The 15,384-nt window shown below is 68.2% G+C and carries 15 protein-coding genes and 1 pseudogene; 10 read left to right on the top strand and 6 right to left on the bottom strand.

What is annotated here, in order from left to right:
* Positions 1-31: 31 nt before the first annotated feature.
* The 7 genes from ACLJRM_RS07385 (at position 32) to ACLJRM_RS07355 (ending at position 7,945) form a co-directional block, all read left to right on the top strand.
* Entirely contained in the window at positions 32-427 is a 396-nt protein-coding gene (locus ACLJRM_RS07385) for a DUF948 domain-containing protein (protein WP_101606704.1), read from the top strand.
* Positions 424-735, top strand: a complete 312-nt coding sequence (locus tag ACLJRM_RS07380; protein ID WP_101606705.1) for a hypothetical protein — start codon at positions 424-426, stop codon at positions 733-735. Before ACLJRM_RS07385 ends, ACLJRM_RS07380 begins: the two co-directional genes overlap by 4 nt.
* Positions 736-837: 102 nt before the next feature.
* Positions 838-3,501 (top strand): alanine--tRNA ligase, encoded by a 2,664-nt coding sequence (gene alaS, locus ACLJRM_RS07375; RefSeq protein ID WP_410662622.1) that lies wholly within the window; start codon positions 838-840, stop codon positions 3,499-3,501.
* Positions 3,502-3,568: 67 nt separating this feature from the next.
* Positions 3,569-3,997: a Holliday junction resolvase RuvX gene (gene ruvX / locus ACLJRM_RS07370; protein ID WP_369862478.1), complete on the top strand. Its 429-nt coding sequence runs from the start codon at positions 3,569-3,571 to the stop codon at positions 3,995-3,997.
* Positions 3,998-4,332: 335 nt separating this feature from the next.
* Positions 4,333-5,784, top strand: coding sequence for an endolytic transglycosylase MltG (gene mltG / locus ACLJRM_RS07365; protein WP_101606708.1), 1,452 nt, complete (start codon positions 4,333-4,335; stop codon positions 5,782-5,784).
* A 13-nt stretch (positions 5,785-5,797) separates the two neighbouring features.
* Positions 5,798-6,628, top strand: coding sequence for a shikimate dehydrogenase (locus ACLJRM_RS07360; protein WP_410662848.1), 831 nt, complete (start codon positions 5,798-5,800; stop codon positions 6,626-6,628).
* Positions 6,629-6,685: 57 nt separating this feature from the next.
* On the top strand, positions 6,686-7,945 hold the full coding sequence (locus ACLJRM_RS07355; protein ID WP_410662621.1) for a GrpB family protein: 1,260 nt from the start codon (positions 6,686-6,688) through the stop codon (positions 7,943-7,945).
* A gap of 247 nt (positions 7,946-8,192) precedes the next feature.
* Here ACLJRM_RS07355 and ACLJRM_RS07350 read toward each other — a convergent pair whose 3' ends face one another.
* Positions 8,193-9,440, bottom strand: coding sequence for a DUF222 domain-containing protein (locus tag ACLJRM_RS07350; RefSeq protein ID WP_410662620.1), 1,248 nt, complete (start codon positions 9,438-9,440; stop codon positions 8,193-8,195).
* 111 nt (positions 9,441-9,551) lie between these two features.
* Positions 9,552-9,762: pseudogene (locus ACLJRM_RS07345) on the bottom strand (transposase family protein); the annotation flags it as partial.
* A gap of 58 nt (positions 9,763-9,820) precedes the next feature.
* Here ACLJRM_RS07345 and ACLJRM_RS07340 point away from each other — a divergent pair.
* Positions 9,821-10,390, top strand: coding sequence for a GNAT family N-acetyltransferase (locus tag ACLJRM_RS07340; RefSeq protein WP_233224113.1), 570 nt, complete (start codon positions 9,821-9,823; stop codon positions 10,388-10,390).
* An 81-nt stretch (positions 10,391-10,471) separates the two neighbouring features.
* On the opposite strand, the gene ACLJRM_RS07335 is transcribed toward ACLJRM_RS07340, so the two are convergent.
* Complete coding sequence (locus ACLJRM_RS07335; protein WP_101613073.1) at positions 10,472-11,140, bottom strand: TetR/AcrR family transcriptional regulator; 669 nt, start codon at positions 11,138-11,140, stop codon at positions 10,472-10,474.
* 17 nt (positions 11,141-11,157) lie between these two features.
* Positions 11,158-11,580: a hypothetical protein gene (locus ACLJRM_RS07330; RefSeq protein WP_101606713.1), complete on the bottom strand. Its 423-nt coding sequence runs from the start codon at positions 11,578-11,580 to the stop codon at positions 11,158-11,160.
* A gap of 139 nt (positions 11,581-11,719) precedes the next feature.
* On the opposite strand from ACLJRM_RS07330, the gene ACLJRM_RS07325 reads away from it, so the two are divergent.
* Positions 11,720-12,919 (top strand): endonuclease/exonuclease/phosphatase family protein, encoded by a 1,200-nt coding sequence (locus ACLJRM_RS07325; RefSeq protein WP_101613074.1) that lies wholly within the window; start codon positions 11,720-11,722, stop codon positions 12,917-12,919.
* A gap of 3 nt (positions 12,920-12,922) precedes the next feature.
* Here the strand turns inward: ACLJRM_RS07325 and ACLJRM_RS07320 are convergent, their stop codons facing one another.
* Complete coding sequence (locus ACLJRM_RS07320) at positions 12,923-13,546, bottom strand: maleylpyruvate isomerase family mycothiol-dependent enzyme (RefSeq protein ID WP_410662619.1); 624 nt, start codon at positions 13,544-13,546, stop codon at positions 12,923-12,925.
* Positions 13,547-13,617: 71 nt separating this feature from the next.
* On the opposite strand from ACLJRM_RS07320, the gene ACLJRM_RS07315 reads away from it, so the two are divergent.
* Positions 13,618-14,559 (top strand): D-2-hydroxyacid dehydrogenase family protein, encoded by a 942-nt coding sequence (locus ACLJRM_RS07315; protein WP_410662618.1) that lies wholly within the window; start codon positions 13,618-13,620, stop codon positions 14,557-14,559.
* Here the strand turns inward: ACLJRM_RS07315 and ACLJRM_RS07310 are convergent.
* A complete protein-coding gene (locus ACLJRM_RS07310; protein WP_101606716.1) occupies positions 14,549-15,373 on the bottom strand; it encodes a serine hydrolase domain-containing protein in 825 nt (274 codons plus the stop codon). The genes ACLJRM_RS07315 and ACLJRM_RS07310 overlap by 11 nt on opposite strands.
* Positions 15,374-15,384: the final 11 nt, after the last annotated feature.

The raw sequence follows: 15,384 nt of genomic DNA, 5'->3' as shown, positions 1-15,384 counted from the left end.
CACCAAGACCGCAGACCCTTGAGGAGGGCCCGTGTCGGCAGGGCAGATCGCCGCGCTGATCGCCGCAGGAGCATTCGTCGTACTCGTCGTGCTGCTGGCGATCGTGCTGTTCAAGCTCGGCCGGACCCTGGACGAGGCCACGATCGCGATCCGCAAGGCGCACGAGAACACCGACCCGTTGCTGATCGGCGCGAACGAGACGATCACGCACGTGAACACGCAGCTCGAGCGGGTCGACGGGATCACGGCCAACGCGCAGGCCGTGTCCGGCAACGTGTCCGCGCTGACGTCGGTGTTCACCGCGACCCTCGGCGGGCCGCTGGTGAAGACGGCCGCGCTGTCCTACGGCCTCAGCAAGGCCATCAAGGCCCGCCGGAAGAAGGCGGAAGCGAAGGCCGCGCGCCCGGCGAAGCGGGGCCGCAAGTGAAGCGCCTGTTCTGGCTCGGCGTCGGCGTGGTCGCCGGCGTCGCCCTGTCACGCAAAGCGACGGAAACCGCTCGCCAGGCCACGCCCGCGGGGTTAGCCTCGAACCTGGGCGACGCCGTGCGGGAACTCGCGGGCGCCGTCGGTTCGTTCGGCGCGGAGGTCCGCGCCGGGATGAGCGAACGCGAACAGGAGCTGCACGACATGGTGTCCGAACGATCCGGCTTGAGCACGGCCTCCGAAGGCCCTGCGGGCAGGCACGCGGCGTCGCCGCGGCGCCCGGCCCGGCGAGCTCGCCGGGCGGAGGGCTGATCGGGTCGCGTCCGCGACCAGAAGAGCCCGAGCCCTCCGCCGTTCCCGCCTGCCCGCATTCCTCCAGCGCCTTCGCGCGAGCCCGTATACAAGGACGATCCCGTGGAAACACACGAAATCACCCAGCGCTTCCTGAGCCATTTCGAGAACAAGGGACATACGCGCGTGCCGAGCGCGCCCCTGATCCTCGACGACCCGAACCTGCTGTTCGTCAACGCCGGCATGGTCCAGTTCAAGCCGTACTTCCTCGGTGAGGCCCCGCCGCCGTACCCGCGCGCGACCAGTGTCCAGAAATGCGTCCGCACCCCGGACATCGACGAGGTCGGCAAGACCACCCGGCACAACACGTTCTTCCAGATGGCCGGGAACTTCTCCTTCGGCGACTACTTCAAGGAAGGCGCCATCGAGGCGGCCTGGGAGCTGATCACCAAGTCCCAGGACGAGGGCGGCTACGGCCTCGACCCGAACCGCATCTGGGCGACCGTCTACGAGGACGACTCCGAGGCGGCGGGCCTGTGGAAGAAGCTCACCGGCCTGCCCGGCGAGCGCATCCAGTCCCGTGACGGCAAGGACAACTACTGGGACATGGGCGTACCCGGTCCCGGTGGCCCGTGCTCGGAGATCTACTACGACCGCGGCCCGGACTACGGCCGCGAGGGCGGCCCGGTCGCCGACGAGGACCGCTACATCGAGATCTGGAACCTCGTCTTCATGCAGGACGTGCGGGGCGAGAAGAGCCCGAAGCACGGCCACAAGCCGATCGGTGAGCTGCCGAAGAAGAACATCGACACCGGCATGGGCGTCGAGCGCGTGGCGACGATCCTGCAGGGCGTCGAGAACGTCTACGAAACCGACCTCGTCCGCCCGGTGATCGGCCGCGCCGAGGAGTTCTCCGGCCGCCGCTACGGTTCCGACCACACCGACGACGTCCGCTTCCGCGTCATCGCCGACCACGCCCGCACCGGGGTGCTGCTCATCGGCGACGGCGTCACCCCCGGCAACGACGGCCGCGGCTACGTGCTGCGCCGCCTGCTGCGCCGCATCGTCCGGTCCGCGCGCCTGCTCGGCGTGCACGAGCCGGTGCTGCCCGCCTTCGCCGCGGTCGTCCGCGACACGATGGGCCCGACCTACCCCGAGCTGCTGTCCGGTTTCGACCGCATCGAGGACGTCGTGCGCGTCGAGGAAGAGGCCTTCCTCTCGACGCTGACCAGCGGTTCGCGCATCTTCGACATGGCGGCCGAGGAGACCAAGCGCGAAGGTGGCTCACTGCTGGCCGGCGACAAGGCGTTCCAGCTGCACGACACCTACGGCTTCCCGATCGACCTGACCCTGGAGATGGCGTCCGAGCAGGGCCTGACCGTCGACGAAGAGGGCTTCCGCACGCTCATGAACGAGCAGCGGCAGCGGGCGAAGGCCGACGCGGCTTCGCGCAAGACCGGCCACGGTGACCTGTCCGAGTACCGCAAGGTGCTGGAGCAGCACGGCGAGACCGAGTTCCTCGGCTACCGCGATCTGCAGGCCGAAGCGAAGGTCGTCGCGCTGCTGGAAGACGGCGTCCCGGTGCGCAGCGTCGGCGCTGGCAAGAAGGCGGAGCTGGTCCTGGACCGCACGCCGTTCTACGCCGAGAGCGGTGGCCAGGTCGCCGACACCGGTGTCCTGCTCGGCGACGGTGTCGAGCTCAAGGTCCACGACGTGCAGAAGATCGTGCCGGGCCTGTTCGTGCACCGCGTCGAGGTCGTCGACGGCGAGGTCGGCATCGGCAGCGCGCTGACCGGTTCGGTCGACCAGCACCGCCGCCTGTCGATCGAGCGGTCCCACTCCGCGACGCACCTGGTCCACGCGGCCGTGCGCGGCGCGTACGGCAAGCGCGCGGCGCAGGCCGGTTCGCTCAACTCGCCCGGCCGGATGCGGTTCGACTTCACCACCTCCGGCGGGGTGTCGGCCGACGTGCTGACCGAGGTCGAGGAAGAGGTCAACGACTACCTCCAGACCAACGTCGAGGTGAACACCTTCGTCACCACGAAGGACAAGGCCCTCGAACTGGGCGCGGTCGCGCTGTTCGGCGAGAAGTACGGCAACGACGTCCGCGTCGTCGACATGGGCGAGTACTCCCGCGAGCTCTGCGGTGGCACCCACGTCGACCGCATCGGCCAGCTCGGCCTGGTGAAGCTGGTGGGCGACTCGTCCATCGGTTCCGGCGTGCACCGCGTCGAGGCGCTGGTCGGCACGGACGCGCTCAAGTACGTCCGCAAGGAGCAACTGCTCGTCTCGCAGCTCGCGAGCACCTTCAAGGTGCCGTCGGAGCAGCTGCCGTCGCGCATCGACGACGTGCTCACCCGGCTCAAGAACGCCGAGAAGGAGATTGAGCAGCTGCGTACCCAGCAGGTGCTCGGTTCGGCGGGCTCGCTCGCGGACAAGGCCGAGGACATCGACGGGGTCGCGGTCGTCGCGGAGAAGCTCGGCGACGGCGTCGACTCGAACGGTCTGCGCGCGCTGGCCCAGGACATCCGCGGCAGGCTCGGCAACCGCCCCGGCATCGTCGCGCTGTTCGCGCCGCAGGGCGAGAAGATCGCCTTCGTCGTCGCGACCACCAAGGCGGCCCAGGAGAAGGGCATCGCCGCGGGCAAGCTCGTCCCGTCGTTCGCCGAGGCGATCGGCGGCCGTGGCGGCGGCAAGCCGGACATGGCACAGGGCGGTGGCACCAACCCGGCCGGTGCCGAGCAGGCCATCGCCTCACTGCGCGCGGCGGTCGCCCAAGTTGGCTGACGACGCCTCTCAGCGGCGCCCGGATCGGCCTGGGGAGTCCGATCCGGGGCGCGGCAGGCGGCTTGGCGTGGATGTCGGATCCGTCCGGGTCGGGATCGCACTGAGCGATCCCGACCCCATCCTCGCCAGTCCGCTCGTTACCCTCACTCGCGACGCGGTGGCCGACAAGGACGTCGACCAGCTCGTCGAACTCGTCACGGAACACGACGTGGTCGAAGTCGTCGTCGGCTTGCCGAGGACGCTCAAGGACCGTCACGGCCCGGCGGCCGAAGCGGCGCTGGACTACGCCGACAAGGTCGCCGCGAGGATCGCTCCGGTACCGGTGCGGCTGGCCGACGAGCGGTTGACCACGGTGACGGCATCCAGGATGCTGTCGCAGCGTGGGGTGAAGGGACGTAAGCAGCGTGCCGTCGTCGATCAGGCGGCCGCGGTCGAGATCCTGCAGGCTTGGATCGACGCGGTAGCGGCACATCGCGCACGGAAGGGCGACAAATGACCGAGCCCCACGGCCGGCCCGAACGCCGTCAGGGCGGTAGACGACGGTTGCGGGAGGAACCCGAGGAGGCCCCCCGGCCCCCGGCCCCGCCGCGTCGGCGGCCCGAACCTCAGCCACCCGCGGAGCCCGTCGCTCGTCGCCGGCACGTCCGGCAGGAGCCCGAAGAGCTTCCCCCGCCGGCGCCGCGCCGTCGCCGGGCCGCTCCCGAGGAGCCGCCGCCTCCTCCGCCCCGCGTGCAGCGTCCGGCCCCGCCGAGGCGGGCTCCGGAACCCGCGGCCCCGCCGCCTCCCGCACCGCCCAGGCGGTCCCCCCAGCCGGGTGACCGGAGTCTTGGCATGCCCGCCTACGCCCAGGACGAGCCACCCCGTCCCGGCCGCCGCAGGCGCCGTGAGGACGACGGTCCGCTCCCGGACGAGCGGCCGACCGACATCATCCCCGCGATCCAGGAAGCGCCGATGGCGCGGCGTCCCGGCGCGGCTCCTCCGCCGTCCCAGGGCAGCGAAGAGGAATACGACGAGATCTTCGGCGAGGACACGTACGACGAGTACGAGGACTACGACGAGTACGACGAATACGAAGACGCGCAGGACTTCGAGGACGAAGACCGCGCCGAGCCCGAACGCATCGCGGCCGAGCGCCCGGAACGCAAGGGACCGCCGCCCAAGAAGCGCAAGAAGAAGCGTGCCCTGGGCTGGGTCGCGGCGCTGGCCGTGCTCGTGCTGCTCGCCGGTGGCGCCTACTACGGCTTCAACGAGATCTTCGGCTACGAGGACTACGAAGGCGTCGGCGAGAGCGATGTCCTCGTCCAGGTGGAGAAGGGCGACTCGACGTCGGCGATCGGCAACCGGCTGCAGGCGGCCGGGGTGGTCGCCAGCGGCAAGGCGTTCGTGAAGGCGGGCGAGGACAACACCGCCGTCTCGCGGCTCCAGCAGGGCTACTACGTCATGAAGACGAAGATGTCCGGCGCCAGCGCGGTCGAGAAGATGACCGCCGCCGCGTCGAAGGTGGGCCAGGTCGAAATCCGGCCGTACACCCAGTTCCACGACATCACCCAGCCCGACGGCAAGGTGACGCCCGGCGTGTACACGTTGCTGTCCAAGGCCTCTTGCGCGGAACTGAACGGCGAGAGCACCTGTATCCCGGTCGAGGAACTGAAGAAGACGATCGAGAACGCGGATCTGGCGAAGCTGGGCGTGCCGTCCTGGGCGGTCGAGTCCGCCACCAAGGCCGAGCACAAGGACCGGCGGCTCGAAGGACTGATCGCCCCGGGCATCTTCAACGTCAAACCCGGCTGGACGGCGGAGGAACTGCTCACCGATGTCGTGAAGACCTCGGCGGGGCGCATCCTCAACGCGGGGCTGAGCGACCAGTCGAAGGGCGAGGGCAAGACGCCGTACGAGACGCTCGTCATCGCGTCGATCATCGAACGCGAGGCGGTGAAGGCCGACTTCGAGAAGATCTCGCGGGTCATCTACAACCGTGTCGACGAGAAGATGCGGCTCGAGATGGACTCGACGGTCAACTACGTCCTCGACCGGCCGACGCTGCTCACCAAACCCGAAGATCGAGAGAAGGCGGGCGCCTACAACACCTACAAATTCGTCGGCCTGCCCCCGACACCGATCGCGGTCCCGAGCGCGGAGGCGATCCAGGCCGCGCTGAAGCCGGTGGCGGGGGAGTGGCTGTTCTTCGTCAAATGCGAGAAGAACGGGCTCTCCTGTTTCGCGGTGAACTTCGACGACCACCGGAAGAACCGAGATGACGCAGTGAGGCGAGGTGTCATCTGACCGCAAGGCGGCGATCCTCGGAAAACCGGTCGAGCACTCGCTTTCGCCCGTCCTGCACGGCGCCGCGTTCCGCGCGCTGGGCCTGGACGGCTGGACCTACGAACGCGTCGAGATGGACGGTCCAGGGTTGCCCGCGTTCGTCGGCGGTCTCGGTCCGGAATGGACCGGGCTCTCGGTGACCATGCCCGGGAAACGGGCCGCGCTGGAGTACGCCGACGAGGTCACGCCGCGCGCGGCCGCGGTCGGCGCGGCGAACACGCTGGTGCGCCGGGAAAGCGGCTGGCTGGCCGACTGCACCGACGTCGATGGCGTCACCGAGGCGCTGCGGATCGCGGGGGAGTACTCGCCCGGCGCCGACGACGCGGCCGTCGTCCTCGGGGCGGGTGGCACGGCCGCGGCGGCGGTCGTCGGGCTGGCCGCGCTCGGCGTGCGGACGGTCCGGCTGGTCGTGCGGGATCCCGCACGGGCGGCGGAAACGGTGGAGGCGGCTCAGCGGGCCGGTCTAGACGTCGAGGTCCTTCGCTGGGCCGACGCGGATTTCGGGAAGCTCGCGGTGGATTCGGCGGTGCTGGTGAACACCGTGCCCCCGGACGCCGTCCGGCCCCATCTGGCCGACCTGGCAGGCATCGGCTGCGTCCTCGACGTCATCTACCACCCCTGGCCGACCGCGCTCGCCGAAGCCGTCGCCGACCAGGGCGGACGGTTGGCCACCGGGCTGGACATGTTGCTGCACCAGGCTTTCGGGCAGTCCGAGTACTTCACCGGGCAGCCCGCTCCGCGCGCGGAAATGCGGGACGCTCTTCGGGAAGCGACCGGTGGGATCCTTTCTCTGCCGATCGGGTGACAAGATCGTCCGGATTCGATAATCTGGCCGACTGCCTTGCGAGAGGAACAAGGGGTCGTGCCTAAACCTGATCGAGACGACTACACCGAAGAAGACATCGACACCGCGTGGGTCGGCCAGGCTCCGGTGCTGAATTCCACCGTCACCCTGGCCGAATACGACCCGCGGTGGCCCGGACTGTTCGACCGGGAAGCCAAGCGCATCAGGGGGATCCTGGGGGATCGCGCGCTGGTCCTGGAGCACGTCGGCTCCACGTCGGTACCCGGGCTCTGCGCGAAACCGATCATCGACATCATGCTGATCGTCCCCGATTCGAACGACGAGGACGCGTACGTGCCGCAGTTGGAGGCCGAGGGCTACAAGCTCGTCATCCGCGAGCCCGAGTGGGAGAAGCACCGCAGCTTCAAGGGCCCGGACACGAACATCAACCTGCACGTCTATTCGCCGGACAACGGCCAGACCGAGCGCTACCGCCTCTTCCGCGACCGGTTGATCGCGCACGAAGACGAGCTGAAGCTCTACGAGGCCAAGAAACGCGAACTGGCCGGGCGCACCTGGAAGTACATCCAGCACTACGCCGACGCCAAGACCGAGGTGATCGACGAGATCATCGAACGGGCGCGAGCCAGCCAGTACGACGGTTTCGCCCGTCTCTACGCCGCGCACGCGGAGACCAGCAGCACCAACGCTCATTACGACCGGCCAGCCATCGTCGAGCTGGCCGGGGAAGTGGCGGGCAAGCGGGTGCTCGACGTCGGCTGCGCCGCGGGTCACCTCAGCGCGCTGCTCGCGGCGAAGGGCGCGGACGTCCTCGGCGTCGATGCCAGCGAGGGCATGGTCGCCGTCGCCAGGGACAAGTTCGGGGATGTCGCGAGGTTCGAGACGGCCGACGTTTCGCGGCCGCTGACGTTCGTCGAGGACGCCTCGATCGATGTCATCACGGCGTCACTGGTGCTGCATTACCTGAAGGAGTGGGCGCCGGCGCTCGCGGAGTTCCGGCGGATCCTGAAGCCCGGCGGACTGCTGGTGTTCTCCGTGCACCATCCCGGCGAGGACTGGCGCTGGTTCGAAAAGGACAACTACTTCCAGCTCGAACTGCTCGACGACGAATTCCCGCTGGGGGAGTACAAGCAGAAGGTCCAGTTCTACCGGCGGCCGCTGAGCTGGACGTTCGGCGCGGTGCGGGACGCCGGGTTCGCCGTCGACAGGCTGGTCGAGCCGATGCCGGAGGAATCGGTCGCCGAGTCCGATCCCCGGTGGTACGCGAACCTGCGGACGAAACCGCGGTTCCTGTACTTCCGGACTGTTCGGGAGTAGATCGGGAGCCTGGCTCTTTAGGGGAGTCCGGCGCCGTGATATCGATGCGGGTAACCGTCGAGCGTGGAAGATTCAGGACGTTCAATGTCCTGAATCTTCCCCGCTCGACTTTTGTCGGCGTGACCAAGTCCCGGTCCACTTCTCCGAAGGGCGGTGTGGAAATGGGACGTTGGATGTCGTTATTGCCGCAGCTCACCTTTGAGCATGCCGAGGGGCCCGTCGCCGGTGTGGCTGGCGGGCTCTCGGGTCAAGCGTGGGTGTTGCGCCGGGATCTTCGTAGCGGGTCCAAGTACTGGGGTGGGATGAACTCCGGTAGCCCGTCAGGTGCCATTCGGACTTCCCAATCGCCGTGGTGGATCAGGCGGTGGTGGAAGCCGCACAGTAGGACCAGGTTCCGGAGATCTGTCGGTCCACCGTCTGCCCAGTGATGAATGTGGTGGGCGTGACAGTTCTTCGGCTTGCGATGACACCCGGGGAACGCGCAGCCCCGGTCACGGATGTTCAAGGCTCGGCGTTGGCCTGGGGTGACGAACCGTCGCAGCCGTCCCACGTCCAGGGGCTCACCCGCGGCGTTGAGCACGACGGGGAGCATGAGGCAGTCGCAGGCCGCCATGCGTGCTTCGCGGGCGGTCATGGTTCCGACGAAGTCCACACACGCCGTACCCAGGCCCGACTTCAACTCGTCGAGACCGATCGTCACATGAATCAACGTCCGGTAGCCGCTCGTCCCCGGTTGATCCGGGCACGCAACCGCCAAGTCCACGAGGTCGACCCAGGCGTCACCCTGGCGCTCGGCCTTGGTCCGTAGATCGGCCTGGCCGAACTCGTCGATCGGACGGGGTGCGGCGTAAGCCTCGAGTGCCGCGGCGGTCCGGGCACCGGCCTCGTCATCCAGCAAGCCGTTCAGTTTCCAGTAGCCGTCTTTGCGGCGTTCCAGGGTGAGTTCGCGGCGGGGTTGGGCGGGTTCGGGGTCTTTCGGTTCCTTGCCGTCCGGGTCGAGCCAGCCCAGCAGCTGGTCTCCGAGATCCGACACCTGCTGGGGACCCGCTTTCCGGGCGAGATCGGCGAGGGTTGTCTCCGCGTGCTCCCGATCCTCCACCGACACCCCAGCCGGGATCTTCCGCAGGATCTCCACGATCTGCTTGATCCGCTCCTCGCCGATCGCCCCCTCCGCCGCAGCCACACTGGTGGCGGGCGCGAAAGCCGGGATCTCGGTGCCGTCCAGGGCACGCGTGGGGTTCAGATCGATAGCGCGATTCACATACGGCCGAGCTTCGCCCTGGCTCAGTCCGGCGATATCGGCGAACCACGCCAACGTTGTCCCATAACCGTATAAGTCTTTCGCGCCACGAGAATCAATCTCCGCCAGATACCGTCCCAACCCGGTGGAGGCGACCCGCATCACCTGCAAGAACTGTTGCACGCCATGGGCAAGCTCCAGCTTGCCAGCGCGCCACAACTCCTGCGGCAACTCGGGAAGGGTCGTCTCGGACACACCTCGATAATACCGGAATAATTCGAACAAATGTTCGTAATTTTAAGCAACATTGAATCGGCGTGTTTGCCACTGACGAGTGATTTGACGCTGAAAGACAGTGAGCCCTTTTCAACATCCCGTCCTGATGACATTGTGAAGGAGCGTCACGGCCTTGACCAGGCTGGTGATCCGGGTGGTGCTGCACCGGAGCTTCTGCAGGAGACGCCAACCCTTCAGGGCTGCGTTGGCCTGCTCCTCTACGGCCCGGATTCGGGTGTGTGAGCCGGTTGGCTGCCTGCTGGCCTGTGGAGAGATTCGCCCACCGCCCCCCGCAGGGCAACAAGGTTGGGAATTGCTCACTGCCTGACGGGTGCTGTTCCGGGCGCGATACTGGTCTCATGACTTCAGCGAACCGCCCGGACGCAGTCCACTTGAGGACGTTCACCGAGGCCGACCTCGCCTTTCTCGACCGCCTCTGCACGGATCCCGATGCGCTCGGCGAGTTCGATTGGCCCGGATTCGGTGATCCGAGGGCACGCCGCAAGCGATGGGAGATCGACGGGTATATCTCCGCCGAGTCCGCGGCGGTTGCGATCGCGCGGGCCGACGACACGGCTATCGGCATCGTCAGCTGGAAGCCCCGCGGCTTCCCCTTGGGTGTCACCTACGAGATCGGCGTGGGGGTGCTACCCGAGCATCGTGGACAGGGGGTGGGCACGGTGGCGCAGAGGCTGCTCGTGGACTACCTGTTCGGCCGCACGACTGCGAACAGAATCGAAGCCCTCACCAATGGCGGTAACCTCGGCGAGCAGAAAGCCCTCGAACGCCTGGGGTTCCGCAGGGAAGGGGTCATGCACGGCAGGTCCTTCCAGCACGGCGAGTATGTCGATGTGCTCGTCTACGGTCTGCTCCGCTCAGAGCATCGTCCCGGATCCGGCAAGGCTTCCACGCCGGCTCCAAGTACATGAAGGCCCCCATCCTTGCGCCTAAGTACAGGAAGGGGTCCTTCACGTACTCGCAGGAAACGCAACTAGAGGACTAAACGCGCCTCAGGCGGCATCGTCCCGCTTCGAAAGGTCCCGGATCAGCGAGACGATCTCCCGGCTGACCGGCCGCAGCACCCGCAGCCGCGAAAGTCCCACCAGCCGCGCGATCAGCGGCACCGTCCGCTCCACCAGTACCCGGCTGCGTTTCTGCCCGGGCGACCGGTCGTGGACCCAGAACAGCACGACCCCCATCTGGTACAGCCACAGCAGATCGGGCAGGTCGTCGCGCAGGTCCGGGTCGAGTTTGGCGTCGGAGTCGGCGATGACGTCGCGCATCAGGCCGATGGAGGCGTCCCGAGCGGGCGTCGACTCCTCGCTGAACGGGCTCAGCGGCGAGTCCGGGTCGGCGGCGTTGACGAAGAACTGGGTGCCGAAGCGCTGGTACGGCTCGGCGACGTCGAGCCAGGTGAGCAGGACGGTCTTGAGCCGCGCGCTGAAGTCCCGCTCACCTTCGATCGCCTGGCGTGCCGTCGTCAGGTGCACCTTGGCGATCTCGTCGTAGAAACCCTGGATCAGCTGGTCTTTCGAGGCGAAGTAGTAGTAAGCGTTCCCGACCGACACTCCCGCTTCGGTCGCGATGGCCCGCATGGTCGTGCGGTCGTAGCCGTTCTCCGCGAACAGCCGCAACGCGGTCGCCACGATCAGCGACCTGGTTTCCTCACTCTTCGCCACCACTGCACGTTATCCGGTCAGGGCGCGGGATGCGGAGCGGGCGCCGGGTAGCCGGGGTAGGGCGGCGGCATCGGCATGGGCCGGGCGGCGCTGTTGTGCAGGTGCTTGCGCCGGATCCCGTTGAACACCAGCACGTTCCCGACGTGCATCACGCCGAGCACGAGCGCCACGGTACCGACCTTGACCGACAGCATCTCGAAGACGTCGCGCGCGTCGAGGACGATGTCGTCGCTGGTCAGGAACAGGGTCACGAAACCCAGGCTGACCAGGTAGAAGCCGACGACGAGCAGCTGGTTGACCGAATGTGCGAGCGCCAGTTTGTCCTGGAAGACGTCCTCCAGGAACGTCTTGCCGTGCTTGCTCAGCGTCCGGGCGACCAGCACGGTCAGCGGGACGGTGATGGCCAGGTAGAGCGCGTAGGCCACGACTACGGGTTGCATGGGGACCTCCTTTTGAACGTGTTCAAGAAGGACCGTAGCCCAGATTTTGAACACGTTCAAGAGGGAGCTGTTCACCTGAAGCTCACCCCTGCGGCCGCCGAAGATGCGTAAGGTCGCACCGACTCTGGGAGGTATGACCGTGAAACGCATCGCCGCCGTGCTCACCTCGGGCGCATTGCTGGCCGGGACGCTCCTGGCCGCCACCCCGGCCGAAGCCACCGCCGGGAAGAACGTCCGCTTCGCGACGTTCAACGCCTCGCTCAACCGCGGCGCGGCGGGGCAGCTCGTGACCGACTTGTCGCAGCCGGGCAACGCGCAGGCGAACGAGGTCGCCGAGGTGATCCAGCGCAACCGGCCGGACGTGCTGCTGATCAACGAGTTCGACTACGTGCCGGAAAACCGCGCCGCGAACCTGTTCCGCGAGAACTACCTCGAGCGCGGCCAGAACGGCGCCGCGCCGATCGACTACCCGTACGCCTTCACGGCGCCGTCGAACACCGGCGTCGCGACCGGTTTCGACCTCGACCGCAACGGCCAGGTCGGCGGCGGCAACGACGCGCACGGCTTCGGCCTCTTCGAGGGCCAGTACGGCATGCTCGTGCTGTCCAAGTACCCGATCGACACCCGGAGCGTGCGGACGTTCCAGAAGTTCCTCTGGAAGGACATGCCGGGCGCGCTGCTCCCGGACGACCCGGCCACCCCGGCGCCTGCCGACTGGTATTCGCCGCAGGCACTCGACGTGCTGCGCCTGTCGTCGAAGTCCCACTGGGACGTCCCGATCCGCGTCGGCCGCTCGACCGTGCACTTCCTGGCCGCGCACCCGACGCCGCCCACCTTCGACGGTCCCGAAGACCGCAACGGCACCCGCAACAACGACGAGATCCGCTTCTGGGCCGACTACGTGACCCCGGGCAAGGGCCGCTACATCCACGACGACCGCGGCCGTCGCGGCGGACTGGGCGCGCACGAGAAGTTCGTCATCGCCGGAGACCACAACTCCGACCCGCTCGACGGCGACAGCGTCCCCGGCGCGATCTCCCGGCTGCTGAACGCGCCTCGCGTCATCGAGACGCGTCCGGGCAGCGAAGGCGCGGTGCGCGCCGCGCGGGACCAGGCAGGCGCCAACATCGGCCAGAAGGGCGACCCGTTCTTCGACACCGGCGACTTCAACGACAACGCGCCGGGGAACCTGCGGATCGACTACGTCCTGCCGTCGAAGGGCCTGTTCCCCTGGCGCGCCGAGGTCTTCTGGCCGCTGCCCGATTCACCGCTGGCCCGGCTCAACGACGCCTCGGACCATCACCTGGTGCGGGTCGATGTGATCGTCGGTCGCTGGTAGCCGTCAGCCGGCGCTGAGCCGTGAGGTGCCCGGGCCGGTCAAGGTGGCCAGCCCGGCGCTCCGGCCGCTCACCGCCAGGAGCAGGTCGGCGAGCGGTCCCCGCACCTCTTCGGTGCCCGCGCCGCCGGTCCACTCGGTATCGGTGGCGATCAACCGCAGATCCTTGCAGCGTTTGCGGGCACCCCAGAACGGGCTGACGAGGAGATGCTCCAGCGCCGCGATCACCGGCTTCCCGGGCATGGGCCTGTCGATGCCCAGCGGGCGGGCGACGTCCTGACCGTGGATGAGGACGTCGGCGAGCGGGTCGATCGGCTTGGCGCCGGGGGAGCGGCGCGGCGAGGCCGCGTCGTCGCGGATCTGGGCGACGAGTTCGGCGGGGGAGAATCGCGCGGCGTAGCCGATGGCCTGGTCGACGTTCATCTTGTCCCAGTTGCCCTTGGCCTTGATGGCGCCGAAGAGGGTGTCCCGGAGCCGGTTCCTGGTGGACTGCGCCAGATGGGCGGCCATCGCGTGCACCGTCCACTCCGGACAAAGGGTCTTCACCGACCAGTCCCGTTCGTCCAGTCCTTCCAGCAACTCCGCGAAGCTCAGTCTTTCCGTCTCGGTCCAGGTCGAGATCTCGTCCATTTCCTGTTCCTCCCCTTCGCCGTCGACACGGCTTCCGGGCAGGACCCTAGCCGTGACCTAGCCTGGGATCCATGAAGATCGCGATTCTCGACGATTATCAGGAAGTGGCACTCGGCTTCGGGGACTGGGACTCCCTCGGCGCCGAGGTCAAGGTGTTCACCGAGCCGTTCGCGGATCCCGCGGAGGTGGTCGCCCGTCTCCGGGACTTCGACGTCGTGGTCGCGATGCGCGAACGCACCCGCTTCCCCGCCGAGGTCCTCGACCGGCTGCCCGCGCTCGAGCTGCTGGTGAGCACCGGCCACCGCAACGCCGCGATCGACGTGGCCGCCGCCCGGCGCAACGGCGTGGTCGTCTGCTCCACCGGCTACATCGCGGCACCGGCGGCCGAGCACACCTGGGCGCTGATCCTCGCCGCCGCGCGGAACGTGCCGGAAGAGTCCCGGAACATGCGTGAAGGCGGCTGGCAGACCACGGTCGGCACGATCCTGGCGGGCAAGACCCTCGGACTGCTCGGCCTCGGCAGGCTCGGCGCCGGCGCGGCCACGATCGGCCAGGCGTTCGGCATGGAGACCATCGCCTGGAGCCGGAACCTGACCCAGGAGAAGGCCGGACCCCACGGGGTGACGGCGGTGTCGAAGGACGAGCTGTTCGCCCGCGCCGACGTCCTGTCGGTCCACCTGGTGCTCAGTGACCGCAGCCGCGGGCTCGTCGGCGCCCCGGAACTTGCCGCGATGAAGCCGACGGCGATCCTGGTCAACACGTCGCGCGGCCCGATCGTGGACGAAGCCGCCCTGGTGGACGCCTTGCGCCGCAAGGAGATCGCGGTCGCCGCGCTGGATGTCTACGACGTCGAGCCGCTGCCCTCGGAGCATCCGCTGCGGACACTGGACAACGTCGTGCTCACCCCGCACATCGGCTACGTCACCCGGGAGACCTACGAGATCTTCTACCGCGACGCGGTCGAGGACATCGCGGCCTTCCAGGCGGGTTCGCCGATTCGCGTCATGGAGTGACGCCGCGCAGCTCCGAGAGGACGGCGTCGGTGAAGGGCGGCCAGACTTCGGCCGCCCACGGGCCGAAAGCCCGGTCGGTGAGTGCGACGCAGGCGGCACCGGCCTCGGGGTCGACCCAGAGGAACGTGCCGGACTGCCCGAAGTGGCCGAAGGTCCGCGGCGAGCTCGACGAACCGGTCCAATGCGGACTCTTGTGGTCGCGGATCTCGAAGCCGAGGCCCCAGTCGTTCGGCTTCTGGTGGCCGAAGCCGGGCAGGACACCGGAAAGTCCGGGGAAGACCACGGATGTCGCCTCGCGCACCGTTTCGGCGGCGATGAGCTTCGGGGCCTGCAGTTCGGCGGCGAACGCGACCAGGTCGTCCACAGTGGACTCCGCGCCGGAGGCAGGGGAGCCGGTCAGCTTGGTCGACTTCATGCCCAGCGGCTGGAAAAGCGCCTCCGCCTGGTAGTCGGCGAAGGGGATACCGGAGTGCTCGGTGAGCGCGTCGGCCAGTTGCTCGAACCCGGCGTTGGAGTACAGGCGACGGTTGCCCGGCTCGGCCATCTGCTTGTGCTCGTTGAAGGCCAGCCCGGAGGTGTGCGCGAGCAGGTGCCGGATCGTGGAGCCTTCGGGCCCGGCGGGAGTGTCGAGTTCGACGACGCCCTCTTCGATGGCGATCAGCGCGGCGTAGGCCGTCAGCGGCTTCGTCACCGACGCCAGCTTGTAGACCTTCGTCGTGTCGCCGTGCGTGCCCAGCACGTCACCGGCGGCGGTCACCACGGCCGTGGCGGCGTTGTCCACCGGCCACTGTTCGATTTCGCGCACGCTTTCCATGTCCCACACCC

Source organism: Amycolatopsis sp. lyj-84 (genome assembly GCF_046549075.1).
Taxonomy (GTDB): Bacteria; Actinomycetota; Actinomycetes; order Mycobacteriales; family Pseudonocardiaceae; genus Amycolatopsis.
Note: the sequence above shows the minus strand (reverse complement) of the source record. Positions and strands in the feature narration are given on the sequence as shown.

Bases quoted from the DNA above. Each gene is read 5' to 3' on its own strand.
- mltG (WP_101606708.1), top strand. From the start codon at position 4,333: ATGCCCGCCTACGCCCAGGACGAGCCACCCCGTCCCGGCCGCCGCAGG.
- ACLJRM_RS07340 (WP_233224113.1), top strand. From the start codon at position 9,821: ATGACTTCAGCGAACCGCCCGGACGCAGTCCACTTGAGGACGTTCACC.
- ACLJRM_RS07330 (WP_101606713.1), bottom strand. From the start codon at position 11,580: ATGCAACCCGTAGTCGTGGCCTACGCGCTCTACCTGGCCATCACCGTC.
- ACLJRM_RS07320 (WP_410662619.1), bottom strand. From the start codon at position 13,546: ATGGACGAGATCTCGACCTGGACCGAGACGGAAAGACTGAGCTTCGCG.
- ACLJRM_RS07315 (WP_410662618.1), top strand. From the start codon at position 13,618: ATGAAGATCGCGATTCTCGACGATTATCAGGAAGTGGCACTCGGCTTC.
- ACLJRM_RS07310 (WP_101606716.1), bottom strand. From the start codon at position 15,373: ATGGAAAGCGTGCGCGAAATCGAACAGTGGCCGGTGGACAACGCCGCC.